Here is a 12,029-nt window from a genome sequence, read left to right as displayed (position 1 = left end):
TCTTATACATTAAAGGCCGGACCATCGTTATGATGTTCCGGCCTTGTTTGTCTTGAAGGTGGTTGCAACACCGTCGAGACGATGAGCAGAGCGGTTGGTCCTTGCGGGCCTGAACTTTTCGTTCGAAAAAAAGCAAAACCCTCTGCGCATTACGAGGCTTCGTCGAACCGTTGAGAGAGCCGAGCGCTCGCGTATAAGGGAGACAAGACCTCATGACCTATACTAGCCATTTTGTCGGCATCGACATATCGAAATCTTCATTCGATGTTTGCGTTCTTCCCGAGGAGCGCTTCGCAAGCTTTACCAATGATGCGGAAGGGATTGCCCGATTTTTGACGTTTCTCGATCAATTAGAGGAGATCGAGCGCGTGGTGCTGGAGCCGACTGGCGGCTATGAGCGCGGTGTCGTGAATTCTCTTCTGGCGGTTGATTTGCCGGTGGCCAAGGTCAATGCCAAACAGACCAGGCAGTTTGCACGTGCCTGCGGCCGCCTGTCGAAAACCGACAGGATCGATGCCTTTGTGCTTGCCGACTATGCCAGACGTATGGACACCAGGGTCCTTGCCGCATCCTCGCCAGTGCAGGTGATGCTGATTGATCTCGTATCGCGCTACAGGCAGCTGTCGCACATGATCGTTCAGGAGAAGAACCGGCGTGAGAAGCTCGGCAAGCACGACAATGCCAGGACAAAGGCGTGGGTCGAGGAGACACTGGCCTTTCTGACGCACCAGCGTGAGGCCGTCGTGGAAGCCATGAAGGTATGCCTCAAGTCGGATCGGCAGCTTGCCGCCATGGCTGACGTGCTCATGTCACTCAAGGGTATCGGGCTGAGAACCGCCTGCTTTCTGATTGCAGGTCTTCCCGAACTCGGCCAGATGAACAAAGCCCAGATCGCCAAGCTTGTCGGCGTTGCGCCGATCAATCGCGACAGCGGCCAGATGCGTGGCAAGCGAATGATATCAGGCGGACGAAAGCCGATCAGAGACGCTCTCTACGTCGCAGCCTTACCAGCCATTCGTTTTGATCCGAACATGAGAGCCGTCTTCCAGCGGTTGAAGGCAAAGGGCAAACCCGGAAAGGTCGCCCTCGTCGCCGTCATGCGCAAGATGATCATCATTCTCAATGCAAGAATGCGTGATCACAATGCAACGGTGCTTGACGCGTAACACCGTTGCTTTTGCAGATGCGTGGCAAGCGAATGATATCAGGCGGACGAAAGCCGATCAGAGACGCTCTCTACGTCGCAGCCTTACCAGCCATTCGTTTTGATCCGAACATGAGAGCCGTCTTCCAGCGGTTGAAGGCAAAGGGCAAACCCGGAAAGGTCGCCCTCGTCGCCGTCATGCGCAAGATGATCATCATTCTCAATGCAAGAATGCGTGATCACAATGCAACGGTGCTTGACGCGTAACACCGTTGCTTTTGTTTTCAGGCCGTTTCGACCGGAAGGATCACACGGGCTTCGAAGCCGTCCTGCCGGCCGGCAACCGGAGAGGAAAGCACCAGCTCACCACCTGCCTGTTCCACCAGGCTTTTGACGATGGCAAGGCCAAGCCCGGTGCCGTCAGCCGTGGTCTGGCCTCGGGTGAAACGTGTGGTCAGCTTGGGCAACAAGGCCGGGTCGACGACAGGCCCGGCATTGACGATGCGGATCGTGCCGTCCGTTTCCGCGATGACCTGCACCGGGCTTTCCGCCGGACTGTGGATCAGCGCGTTTTCAAGAAGGTTGCGGATGATGATGCCGAAGGCATCCGTACCGATCCGGCAAGGCAGGCTGCCTTCGCAGCGATTGGTGAAGCGGATGCGGGATGTGCCGAGCGCCGTTCTGCTCATGTCGTCAATGACGAGTTCGAGCACGGGGATCAGATCGCTTGTTTTATCCGTGACCCCGATCCTCGCTTCCGCCCGCGACATCTGAAGCAGCTTTTCGGCGAGATGAGCGAGATGCTGCAGGGATTTTTCGATATTTTCGACGCGGGGCGCGAGCTCCGGCGGAATATCGGCGCGCAGCCTCTGCGCCTGCGCCAGCGCACCGGCAATCGGCGTGCGCAATTCATGGGCGCTGTTGGCGGTGAATTCACGTTCGGCCTCGATCGTCGATCGCAGCCGCCCGAGCAGCAGGTTGACTGAACGGGCAATGGGGTGCAGTTCGGCCGGGAACGGCTGTGTCGCGAGCGGGGCGAGATTGCCGCCATCCTTCTTGCCGATTTCGTCACGTAACGTTTGTACGGGCTGTAGGGCTCGCCGCACGACGACGATGACGGCGAAAATGCTGGCGGGAATGAGAATGAGCACAGGCAGCATCAAGGCACTGCCCGCCTCTATGATCGCCTCGCGGCGATTGGCGAAGGCATCGGCCACCTGCAGGAAATAATTGCCGTCAGGCGAAGCGACCGTGAAGATGCGCTGCGACGATGTCTCGGAAAAACCGGGATCAAGCCCGACTTCGAAAGGCTCCGTCGAACTGTCATGTGAGTGCAGCACGACCTGGCCCTCGCGGTCGCGAACCTGATAGGTCAGATATTCCGCCCCTTCCGCCGACTGGTTGAGTTTTTGTGCGGCCGGTGCGGTATTGTTTTCACGTAGGTCGTCCAGAAGAAGCGGCAGCAGCCTTTCCGAAGTTTCTTCAAGGCCGGCATCGAAAATCTCGGCAAATTCGTCCTGCATTGCCATGACGCCCAGCGCGCAGGCGAGCAGCCAGGATATGGCGACAACACTCGTCAGCGCCGTCACGAGTTTGCGGGTCATGCTGGTCGGTCTGGCCATTTCTGCCTGCCTGCGGTTCGTCTACTTGATGGTGTAGCCGACGCCGCGTACGGTCTCGACGCGGTCATGGCCGATTTTCTTGCGCAGCCGGCTGATATAGACCTCGACCGTGTTGCTCTCTATTTCCGCGCCGAATTCATAGAGCGTGTCGTGCAATTGCGCCTTCGAGACGACCGCGCCGGGATGTTCGACGAGCTTTTCCAGCACCGCCCATTCCCGGGCACTCAGTGTCTGCGCCGCGCCGTCCACGGTGATGTTGCGCGCCACCTGGTTGATCTCGATGCCGGGCAGGCGGATAACGGGTGCCGAGCGGCCCTCGTAACGGCGCGAGACTGCCAGCATGCGCGCCGAAAGCTCGTTGAGATCGAATGGTTTGACCAGATAGTCGTCGGCCCCGGCATTCAGCCCGGCAATCCGGTCGGAGACCTGGTCATGCGCCGTCAGGATGATGACAGGCGTCGCGTCCTCGCGCTTGCGCAGGGTTTGCAGCAGGGTGATGCCCTCACCGTCAGGCAGTCGCATGTCAAGCAGGATCAGGCCATAACCCATGGTCAGCGTCGCCGCCATGGCGTCGCCCAGCGTCTTGAACCAGTCAACAGCGTGGCCAGCCGCCGCGACATGGTCTCGCAGCGCCTCTCCCAGCACATAATCGTCTTCAACAAGCAGAACCCGCAAGACAGCTCCCTCTAACGCGTCGTCTTGCGTATCTCTTTGTCCGGATAAGCGTCAAGCACTGTCTGTTCAGCTCGTCTGCCGCCTGGTGCAGCTACTGAAGACGTCAAGCGAGGGATCGTAGACCGAAGTCGAGACCCCCATCATGCCAAGGATGCTATGGAAATAATTGTCGTGCGAGCGCCCGCCTTCTGCTGCACTTTTTGCCAGGCAGGCTTTGTCCAGCCCCATTGATCTGGCAAAATCGTCATCCAGCCAGACGAGGAACGGCACATGGGTCTGCTGGTCCGGGGCGAGCAGATAGGGTGCGCCATGCAGGTAGACGCCGTTCTCACCGAGCGATTCACCGTGGTCGGAGGCATAGATCATGCCCGTCGCCAGCTTGTTGGAGCGTGCCTTGAGCTTGTCGATCACGGTCGAGAGGAAATGGTCGGTGTAAAGAAGCGTATTGTCGTAGGAATTGACGATTTCCGCGTCGCTGCAATTGCCGAGTTCGGCCGTGCGGCAATCCGGGGTGAATTTGCGAAATTCATCGGTGTAGCGCAGATAATAGGTCGGCCCGTGGCTGCCCATCTGGTGCAGCACGATCACGCTGTCCTTCTTGACGTTGTCGAGCCAGGCATCGAGCTTGTCGAAGAAGATATCGTCGCGGCATTCGCCACCGGTGCAGAAGCGGCTGTCATTGGTGGAGGGCAGGTCGAAATAGGGGATGCGGTCGGCGACATTCTTGCTGCCGGTATTATTGTCCAGCCATGTGGCGCCGACGCCGGCATGGACGAGGACATCCATGACGTTTTCATTGGCGAGCGCCTTGCTGTGGCTATATTGCGAGCGCGTGAATTTCGAAAACATGCAGGGAATGGAGATCGCCGTCGCCGTGCCGCAGCTGGTGGTGTTGGGGAAATAGATCACGTCGCGTTTGGCGAGTTCCGGATTGGTTTCGCGCCCATAGCCGTTCAGGGAGAAGTTGGCGGCGCGTGCGGTCTCGCCGGCCACAATGACGGTGATTCGTGGCTTCTGCACCCCCGCCAGCGCCGGCAGAAGTTTCGCATCCTTGCCGATCGGGCTCACCTGTATTTCGGCTTCCTGCCCGGCCTGGGTAAAATAATGGATGGTGGAGATCATCGGCGACAACGGGTTGACGCTTTTGACGATATCCTTGTGCTGGCGGATGGCCGTGGTGAAGGTCTTGGAATTCGCAAAGCTGATGATGCCCGCAATGGTAAGGCAGATCAGAATGCTGATGGTGTTCCACAGCAGCTTGTCGAGGATCGGCCGATGCCGGATGCGCACCGCGACGATGAAGATGGACGGCACCAGCCCGTAAACCGCCATATGCCAGAGAAAGTCTGGGGTGATCAGATTGCCGGCTTCCGCCTGCGTCGTTTCCATGGCGTTGCGGATCATGTCGCTGTCTATGACGATGCCGTAGCGATCCATGAACCAGGAGGAGGCCGCCGCCGCAAAGACCAGCAGGATCAAGAACGGCTTGATGAGATATTTGGCGGAAAAAATGATGATGAGGGCGCCGAAAAACGCGGCCATGGCGATGTAAAGCGCGAAGATCGCAACCGGATAGGCCGAAAGATAGGTATGGACCTTCGACCAGAAGGTGCGGTTCGTGAAAAGCAGCAGATAGGCCGCCGTCAGCAGGCTGAGTGCCACGCTGCCGATTTCCGGACGAAATGTTGTTGTTCCCGTCGCTTTCGAGGTCAAAAGAGCCACTATCAGATCCACCAGATTTCCGATGGGCCGATGTCGGCGAAGAAAGTGCGCAAACGCCGCTGTCCCAGTCGCCGCACGGCCCGATTGGTGGCGGATGCCGGATTTTGCTGACATCAACCTGAATGCTTGTCATGAATATGTCATATAGCATGAGATTGCCCGAAAAAGTTGTGTTTCGGATGGCCGGTGACAATGATGGCGGCTCAGGTAAGCCCCAGCATGCCCGTCGCGGTGGTACGGCTTGACAATATGCGCATGGCCCTCACCGGCAGCAGGCTGCCCGCCGGCAGGTTCTGGAAGGTCACCGTCGCGCCTGAAAGCAGGGTGAGGCAGAGATGGCCGGCATTGCCCACATAGATGGCGCGCGTGGGGGACGGTAGCGGGTTCACATCGTCAGGAACGACATCGAAAGCGTGGGATGCCGGGGATTCGAGGCCAGCGGCATGGTATTCGTAAGTCTCAGCCATTTTTGTCTCCCGTAAATCGAAATCTGCCGTGATTATGCGGCGCGCCGGGGCGATGGGGATAAGCGGCGACGAGAAATAGTCCGGCGGCATTGCAGTCTCGTTTCCGGCCCTGGCGACAAGTGCGGCATTTTCCCTGCAATCTTATGCGGTTGCGCCGTATCGTCCTGTCGCCCTCGATACGCTGCAAAAAAAGACGGGCGGATTTTTCGTCCACGGGATCGGCAGCAGGCCCTTATATTCCTGGCAAGGCCGGCTTTAGCTGCGGGCGTGGAGAATGAAGGCCCTGACGGCGGGAGAGGCTTCCGTTTTCCGGTGGGCTATGGCGAGGTCGGACGTGGTAGCGCTTGCCGCAAGCGGCACGTAGCGCACACCGGGCAGCCTCAGGCAATCGAGTGAGCGTGGCACCAAAGCGACGCCGAGGCCGATAGCCACCATGCTGGTAATGGTGGTGTAGTCCCGGCCTTCCGGGCTGATCATCGGCTGGAAACCGGCCTCGTTGCAGGCCTCTATCGTATTGTAGTGAAAGCCGACATCCGGCGGCTGTCTCGGTGTGATGAAGGTTTCCGCGGCGAGGTTCTTGAGATCGAGTTGCAGCGCATAGGCCAAGGGATGATTCTCCGGCAGGGCGGCCATCAGGGGTTCGCGCAGAACCACATGGGTGGTAACCCCTTCCGGGATCGGCGAGGGCGGCCGGATGAAGGCGAAATCCAGATTGCCATCGGCGATCTTGGCCAGTTGCAGCCGCATTTCCATCTCGATGAGTTGCAGCTCCACATCCGGATGCGAGGCGCGGAAACTGGCGATCGACTGGATCAGCAGGCCGGAATAGGCAGCGGAGGCGACATAACCGATGGAGATGCGGCCCGTCTCGCCACGGCCGACACGTCTGAGTGCGGCAAGTGCGGCCTCGGCATTGGCAAGGATCTTCCGGGCATCCTCATAGAGCAGCTGGCCCGGCGTCGTCAGCTTCACCGACCGGCGCGTCCGGTCGAGCAGAGGCATGCCGACAATATCCTCGAGTGCCATGATCTGCTGGCTCAAACCCGGCTGGGCAATGCCGAGGCGGGCGGCGGCACGCTCGAAATTGCGTTCATCCACCAGCGTGGTGAAATAGCGCAGGTGCCGCAGCTCGAATGTATCGGCGCGACCCGCCGGCTTCCTGCCCATCGTTACCGCCTCCCGCGCTAGATTTGAATAATTCCAAGCTATTATCGATGCGATTTTTCATAATCAATAGTTATGAAAAAAACCGGTGTCACTTATTGGATCACGATTTGCACCTTGCGTAATAAGATGACTTAAATTCTCCAGAAAAAACCGCTTTACGGCGGCGCGGGTGATGAAGGGTATTGGCGTGCAGGGAAAATCCAAACACATTTCCATTCTGGCTGGTGGTTGTGCCGCCATTGCCTATATGGCGTTCCTGGCTCCCGCTGCTGCCGTTGCTCAGCAAGCCGGAACAACGGTGCTGCAAACCATCACCGTGGAAGGCAGCAAAAACCAGGATCCCAAGGCACCGGTGAAAGGTTATGTGGCGAAAACCAGCGCCAGCGCCACCAAGACGGGCCGCTCGCTGGTCGAGACTCCGCAATCGGTCTCCGTCATTACCAAAGACCAGATGGATGCGCAGAATGTCCGCACTCTCAGCGAGGCGCTGAATTATGTGCCCGGCGTCGTCGCGCAGCCGTTCGGTGCCGATCCGCGTTTCGATGCGCCGCGTATTCGCGGCTTTCAGGGGAACCAGCTGCAGTTTCTCAACGGCCTGCGGCTGATGCGCACGGCCGGTGCGCCTTCTTATGAGGTCTATGGTCTGGAGCGAGTGGAAGTCATTCGCGGGCCGGCTTCGGTGCTGTATGGTCAGGGCAATCCCGGCGGTCTCATCAATCTCGTCAGCAAGCGGCCGACCTTCGAGCGTTTCGGCGAAGTGGGCGCACAGATCGGCAGCTTCGATTATTACCAGTCGATGTTCGATATCGGCGGACCGGTCGCGGGCACCGACAGTTTCGCCTATCGCCTGACCGGCCTTGCCCGCAACGCCCACACCCAGACGGACAATCTGCAGAACGACCGCTATTTCATCGCTCCGGCGCTGACATGGCAGCCGGATGAGGACACGAAGCTCACGGTTCTTGCCTCCTATCAGCACGATAATCCCAGTTCGCCCTCCGGCCTGCCGGCGGCGCTGACTTATTCGCGACCGGGCTACATGCTGGATCGCAGCTTTTATGTCGGCGATCCCTCCTTTGATACGTCAAACCGCAAATTCACCAATATCGGCTATGAATTCGAGCACCGTTTCGACGAGACCTTCACCTTCCGGCAGAATGCGCGTTATTCCAACTTCGACTGGTCCTACCGGGCGCTCGGCATGTCTTCGACCAGCGGCGGCATGATCGGCAATTTCATCCGCCGGAACGCCACGTTTCAGGACGAGTTGCTGAACACCTTCAACATCGACAACAGCCTGCAGGCGGATTTTTCCACAGGGCCAATCGACCACACCCTGCTCGTCGGGCTGGACTACCGTTATTTCGACAATAACGTCAAAACCGAATTCTGGGCCGCGACGCCGCTCAACCCCGTCAACCCTATCTATGGCGGGCCTATCAGCCTGACCTCGCGCACGCTTTATGCCGATGTGAAGACGGATATTTCCCAGATCGGCCTTTATGCGCAGGACGAGATGGCGATCGAGAACTGGCGCATCACCGCCGGCCTGCGGCAAGACTGGGCAAGTACGGGCGGCACCACATTCAACGGCACGACCTACCGCGCGCTTGACAAGGACGACCACAAGCTGACGGGCCGCGTCGGGGTCAGTTACCTTTTCGATGGCGGCTTCGCGCCCTATGTCAGCTACGCCACCTCCTTCGAGCCGGTGCCGCAGCCGGCTGTCGGCGATGCGCCGAAGCCCACCACCGGGGAGCAGTGGGAGGCGGGCATCAAATACCAGCCAGACGGCTTCGACGGTTTCTTCTCCGCCGCGATCTACGATCTGAAGCAGAAGAACGTCACCACGACGGTGGGCGGGGTGACGCAGCAGATGGATGAGGCACATGTGAAGGGCCTCGAGCTGGAAGGCGTCGCAAGCCTTGCCGACGGGCTCGACCTGCGCGCGGCCTATACCTATATGGACAGCGAGGTTTCCGGCCGTGTGAATAACGGCAAGGAGCTTGATAGCACGCCCCGGCACGCCGCAAGCCTCTGGCTGGATTACACCTTTGCCGAAGACACCGCGCTTGAGGGTTTCGGCATCGGAGGCGGTGTCCGTTATGTCGGCAAGCGTTACGGCGACGCCGCCAATGCCTTCGAAATGAAGGGCCTCGCTTTGCTCGATCTCGGTGTGCATTACGAGAAAAACGGCTACCGCGCCTCGCTTCTGGTACAAAACTTGACTGATAAAGAATATATTTCTAGTTGCTCCACTTTCGGATGCTATTACGGTGACGGAAGAACGGTTATGGGCAAGCTGACCTATCGTTGGTGACGCCATATCAAAGTGAAGCAGCAGGGGCATGACGCGCAAGGATCGATGGATGTCCCCCCTCTGGGGGCGGCGGGAGTTTTTGGCGCTGCTCGCTGCTTCGGCCTTTGCCGGCAATGTGCGGGCAAAGGCAACCCCGCGCATAGCCGCCATCGACTGGGCGATGCTCGAAACCTCTGTGGCACTCGGTATCATGCCGGTGGCGGCGACCGAGCTCATCCAGTTCCGGGCCGGTGCGGTCGAGCCGGAAATCCCCGAAAGCGTCGCCGATCTCGGTCTGCGCGGCGCGCCGAATTTCGAGCTTCTGCAACTCACCCGGCCCGATCTCATCCTGATTTCGCCGTTCTACACGCGCTACACCGGCAGGCTGGAAGCGATCGCCCCGGTGTTTTCGCTGCCCTTTTACGTGAAGGGTGAGCCGCCTTTCGGAAAGGCGCTGGCGGCGGTCACTGCGCTTGGTGAAAAGCTCGGGCGCACCGACGAGGCGCGCAAGGTTCTCATCGAAACCGACGCTGCCATGCAAGCCATGCGGACCCGCCTTGCCGGTTTTTCCGCACGCCCGACCTATGTCATCAATATCGGCGATGCCCGGCATTTTCGTGCTTTTGGTGCGGACAGTATGTTCGGCGATGTCCTTGGTAGGCTGGGCCTTGCCAATGCCTGGGTGGACCGGTCGCAATTCACCTTTGCGGCGCCGGTGCCGCTCGAAAATCTCGCCGCCTCGCCCGAGGCACGTATCGTCATCGTTTCCGATATTCCGGTGGAAGCCCGCGAAAGCCTGCGCAACAGCGCCATCTGGCGCGCGCTCCCGGCGGTGCGGCAAGGCCGGGTGGTGACGCTGGGCAATGTCGGCCCCTATGGCGGCATTACCGCCGGCATGCGGTTTGTGCGGCTTCTGACCGAGGCGCTGACGGCGCAGGGAGAAGCCCTGTGACGGCACGGCCTCTCCAGTTTTTCTTCGGGCTTCTGTTCCTTTTCGCCTGCGGCCTTTCCCTGCATGCCGGCCTGCAGCGGCTGCCTTTCGGCACATGGCCAGGCCTGCCATTCGATATCGCATCCATGTCCATGGATCAGATCATCTTCGCCTTCAGCCTGCTGCCGCGCGTAGTGGTCGCCATCCTTGCGGGTGCGATGCTCGGCCTGTCAGGTGCGCTTTTCCAGCAATTGCTGCGCAATCCGATTGCCGACCCTTCGACGCTCGGCATCTCGGCCGGTGCGCAGCTCGCCATCGTCATCGCCACCCTATTTTTTCCTTCGCTGCTGGATGGCAACCGCGCATGGGTGGCGCTCACCGGCGCGGCGGCTGCGGCCGGCATCGTCTTCCTTCTCGGCTGGCGACGCTCTTTCGAGCCGGTGACCATGGTGGTGTCAGGGCTGTTGGTTGGCATCACAGCGGCTTCCATTTCGGCGGCGCTGACGCTGGCGCAGGGCGAATATCTGATGTCCCTCGTGGTCTGGAACGGCGGCTCGCTCAGCCAACAGGACTGGTCGAATGCCGTTATGCTCGCTTTCCAGCTTCTCGCAGGGCTCGCCCTGACCGGCTTGCTGATAAGGCCATTGACGGTTCTCGGTCTTGGCGATTCCGGTGCGCGATCGCTTGGCGTATCGTTGTTCTCGATCAGGTTGGCGGTCGCATCCGTTGCGGTCGCGCTGGCTGCCTTCGTTGCCTCAGCGGTCGGCCTCGTCAGCTTCATCGGCCTTGCCGCACCGGCGCTCACCCGGGCGCTCGGCGTGCGGCGCTCGTCTTCCGTGCTGTTCGTCTCGCCCCTGCTGGGCGGTCTGCTCCTCTGGTTTTGCGACGGCCTCGTGCAGCTTTTCGCGAGTACGACGGCGGAAGTCTTCCCGACGGGTGCGGTGACGGCGCTGATCGGCGGACCGCTGCTTTTATGGCTGCTGCCGAAAATCCGGCCGACCGACGTTCATCGTGGCGAAGGCGTCGATCTCGTCACAAGACGCCGGCTTGCGGCCCTGTTGCCGGTGCTCGTCATCATGGCGGTGCTGGTGTTTTCTGCGCTCGCCATCGGCAAGGGGCCTGAGGGCTGGACAATGCTCAAGGCCAGTGACCTGCAAACTCTTCTGCCCTTCCGCTGGCCGCGGCTGGTGGCCGCGATAGCCGCGGGCGGTCTTCTCGCCATGGCGGGCGCGCTTTTGCAGCGGCTCACCGGCAATCCCATGGCAAGCCCGGAGGTGATCGGCGTTAGCGGTGGTGCCGGCCTCGGTTTTGCCGCCGCCATCACGGTTTTTCCGGCGGCAGGCCTGTTCGAACTGTTCTGCGGTGCCGGCATCGGCTCGGCGGCCGTCATGATCCTCGTGCTGTTCTTCGCCGTGCGCCGGCATCTGGCTCCGGAAAAAATCCTGCTGGCGGGCATTGCCGTCAGTTCACTCTGCTCGGCGGTGCTTTCGGCGCTGCTTGCCATCGGCGATCAGCGGGCATGGCAGATTCTCGCCTGGCTCAGCGGCTCCGGTTCGACGGCGACCCCGGCTTCGGCGATCTTTCTCGCCATCCTTTCCGTCGTGCTTCTGGTCGTGGCCCTCTCGGTGACCCGCTGGCTGACGATCCTGCCGCTCGGGCGGGACGTGCCGCTTTCCCTCGGTCTGCCGCTCAGTGCCGCGCGCATCGCCGTCATTGCGGTGGCGGGTATTGCCACAGGGGCCGCTTCGCTGCTTGTTGGCCCCTTGAGTTTCGTCGGGTTGATGGCACCGCATATTGCGCTGCGCGCCGGTTTCACCACGCCGCGCGACCACCTGCTCGCCTCTTTCCTGTTCGGCGCGGCGCTGATGGCGCTTTCCGATCTTGGAGCGCGGACGGTCACGTTTCCCTATGAACTGCCGCTCGGGCTTTTTGCGGCTCTGGCCGGCGCGCCTTACCTGATCTGGCTGTCAGGCAGGCGATGATGTTTTTTCCAGTCGATTTA

The 12,029-nt window shown here is 60.2% G+C and carries 9 protein-coding genes and 1 pseudogene; 5 read left to right on the top strand and 5 right to left on the bottom strand.

Annotated features, from left to right (window positions below; genetic code table 11):
- Positions 1-212: 212 nt before the first annotated feature.
- Both O8B93_RS17875 and O8B93_RS17870 read left to right on the top strand, forming a co-directional pair.
- Positions 213-1,166, top strand: a complete 954-nt coding sequence (locus tag O8B93_RS17875; protein ID WP_269711261.1) for an IS110 family RNA-guided transposase — start codon at positions 213-215, stop codon at positions 1,164-1,166.
- A gap of 20 nt (positions 1,167-1,186) precedes the next feature.
- A pseudogene (locus O8B93_RS17870) lies at positions 1,187-1,411 on the top strand (IS110 family transposase); the annotation flags it as partial.
- A gap of 17 nt (positions 1,412-1,428) precedes the next feature.
- Here the strand turns inward: O8B93_RS17870 and O8B93_RS17865 are convergent.
- The 5 genes from O8B93_RS17865 to O8B93_RS17845 all read right to left on the bottom strand — a co-directional run bounded on the left by O8B93_RS17865 (position 1,429) and on the right by O8B93_RS17845 (position 6,797).
- A complete protein-coding gene (locus O8B93_RS17865) occupies positions 1,429-2,766 on the bottom strand; it encodes a sensor histidine kinase (protein ID WP_269711260.1) in 1,338 nt (445 codons plus the stop codon).
- A gap of 21 nt (positions 2,767-2,787) precedes the next feature.
- Complete coding sequence (locus tag O8B93_RS17860; RefSeq protein ID WP_173989461.1) at positions 2,788-3,441, bottom strand: response regulator; 654 nt, start codon at positions 3,439-3,441, stop codon at positions 2,788-2,790.
- Between the two features lie 66 nt (positions 3,442-3,507).
- Positions 3,508-5,175 (bottom strand): phosphoethanolamine transferase, encoded by a 1,668-nt coding sequence (locus O8B93_RS17855; RefSeq protein WP_269711259.1) that lies wholly within the window; start codon positions 5,173-5,175, stop codon positions 3,508-3,510.
- Between the two features lie 191 nt (positions 5,176-5,366).
- On the bottom strand, positions 5,367-5,630 hold the full coding sequence (locus O8B93_RS17850) for a spike base protein, RCAP_Rcc01079 family (protein ID WP_269711258.1): 264 nt from the start codon (positions 5,628-5,630) through the stop codon (positions 5,367-5,369).
- Positions 5,631-5,885: 255 nt separating this feature from the next.
- Positions 5,886-6,797 carry a LysR family transcriptional regulator gene (locus O8B93_RS17845; RefSeq protein WP_269711257.1) on the bottom strand — a complete coding sequence of 304 codons (912 nt, stop codon included), beginning with the start codon at positions 6,795-6,797 and terminating at the stop codon, positions 5,886-5,888.
- 172 nt (positions 6,798-6,969) lie between these two features.
- Here O8B93_RS17845 and O8B93_RS17840 point away from each other — a divergent pair, with 172 nt between their 5' ends.
- From O8B93_RS17840 to fhuB, 3 genes are read left to right on the top strand one after another with little or no spacing between them, the layout of a single operon-like run.
- A complete protein-coding gene (locus tag O8B93_RS17840; RefSeq protein WP_269711269.1) occupies positions 6,970-9,117 on the top strand; it encodes a TonB-dependent siderophore receptor in 2,148 nt (715 codons plus the stop codon).
- 28 nt (positions 9,118-9,145) lie between these two features.
- Positions 9,146-10,048 carry an iron-siderophore ABC transporter substrate-binding protein gene (locus O8B93_RS17835; protein WP_269711256.1) on the top strand — a complete coding sequence of 301 codons (903 nt, stop codon included), beginning with the start codon at positions 9,146-9,148 and terminating at the stop codon, positions 10,046-10,048.
- The gene (gene fhuB, locus O8B93_RS17830; RefSeq protein WP_269711255.1) at positions 10,045-12,009 is read left to right on the top strand and encodes a Fe(3+)-hydroxamate ABC transporter permease FhuB; all 1,965 of its coding nucleotides are present in this window, start codon (positions 10,045-10,047) and stop codon (positions 12,007-12,009) included. Before O8B93_RS17835 ends, fhuB begins: the two co-directional genes overlap by 4 nt.
- Positions 12,010-12,029: the final 20 nt, after the last annotated feature.

The organism is Martinezella rhizogenes (assembly GCF_027460065.1).
Classification (GTDB): domain Bacteria; phylum Pseudomonadota; class Alphaproteobacteria; order Rhizobiales; family Rhizobiaceae; genus Agrobacterium; species Agrobacterium rhizogenes_C.
Note: the sequence above shows the minus strand (reverse complement) of the source record. Positions and strands in the feature narration are given on the sequence as shown.

Bases quoted from the DNA above. Each gene is read 5' to 3' on its own strand.
- O8B93_RS17845 (WP_269711257.1), bottom strand. From the start codon at position 6,797: ATGGGCAGGAAGCCGGCGGGTCGCGCCGATACATTCGAGCTGCGGCAC.
- O8B93_RS17875 (WP_269711261.1), top strand. From the start codon at position 213: ATGACCTATACTAGCCATTTTGTCGGCATCGACATATCGAAATCTTCA.
- O8B93_RS17865 (WP_269711260.1), bottom strand. From the start codon at position 2,766: ATGGCCAGACCGACCAGCATGACCCGCAAACTCGTGACGGCGCTGACG.
- O8B93_RS17850 (WP_269711258.1), bottom strand. From the start codon at position 5,630: ATGGCTGAGACTTACGAATACCATGCCGCTGGCCTCGAATCCCCGGCA.
- O8B93_RS17835 (WP_269711256.1), top strand. From the start codon at position 9,146: ATGACGCGCAAGGATCGATGGATGTCCCCCCTCTGGGGGCGGCGGGAG.
- O8B93_RS17840 (WP_269711269.1), top strand. From the start codon at position 6,970: ATGAAGGGTATTGGCGTGCAGGGAAAATCCAAACACATTTCCATTCTG.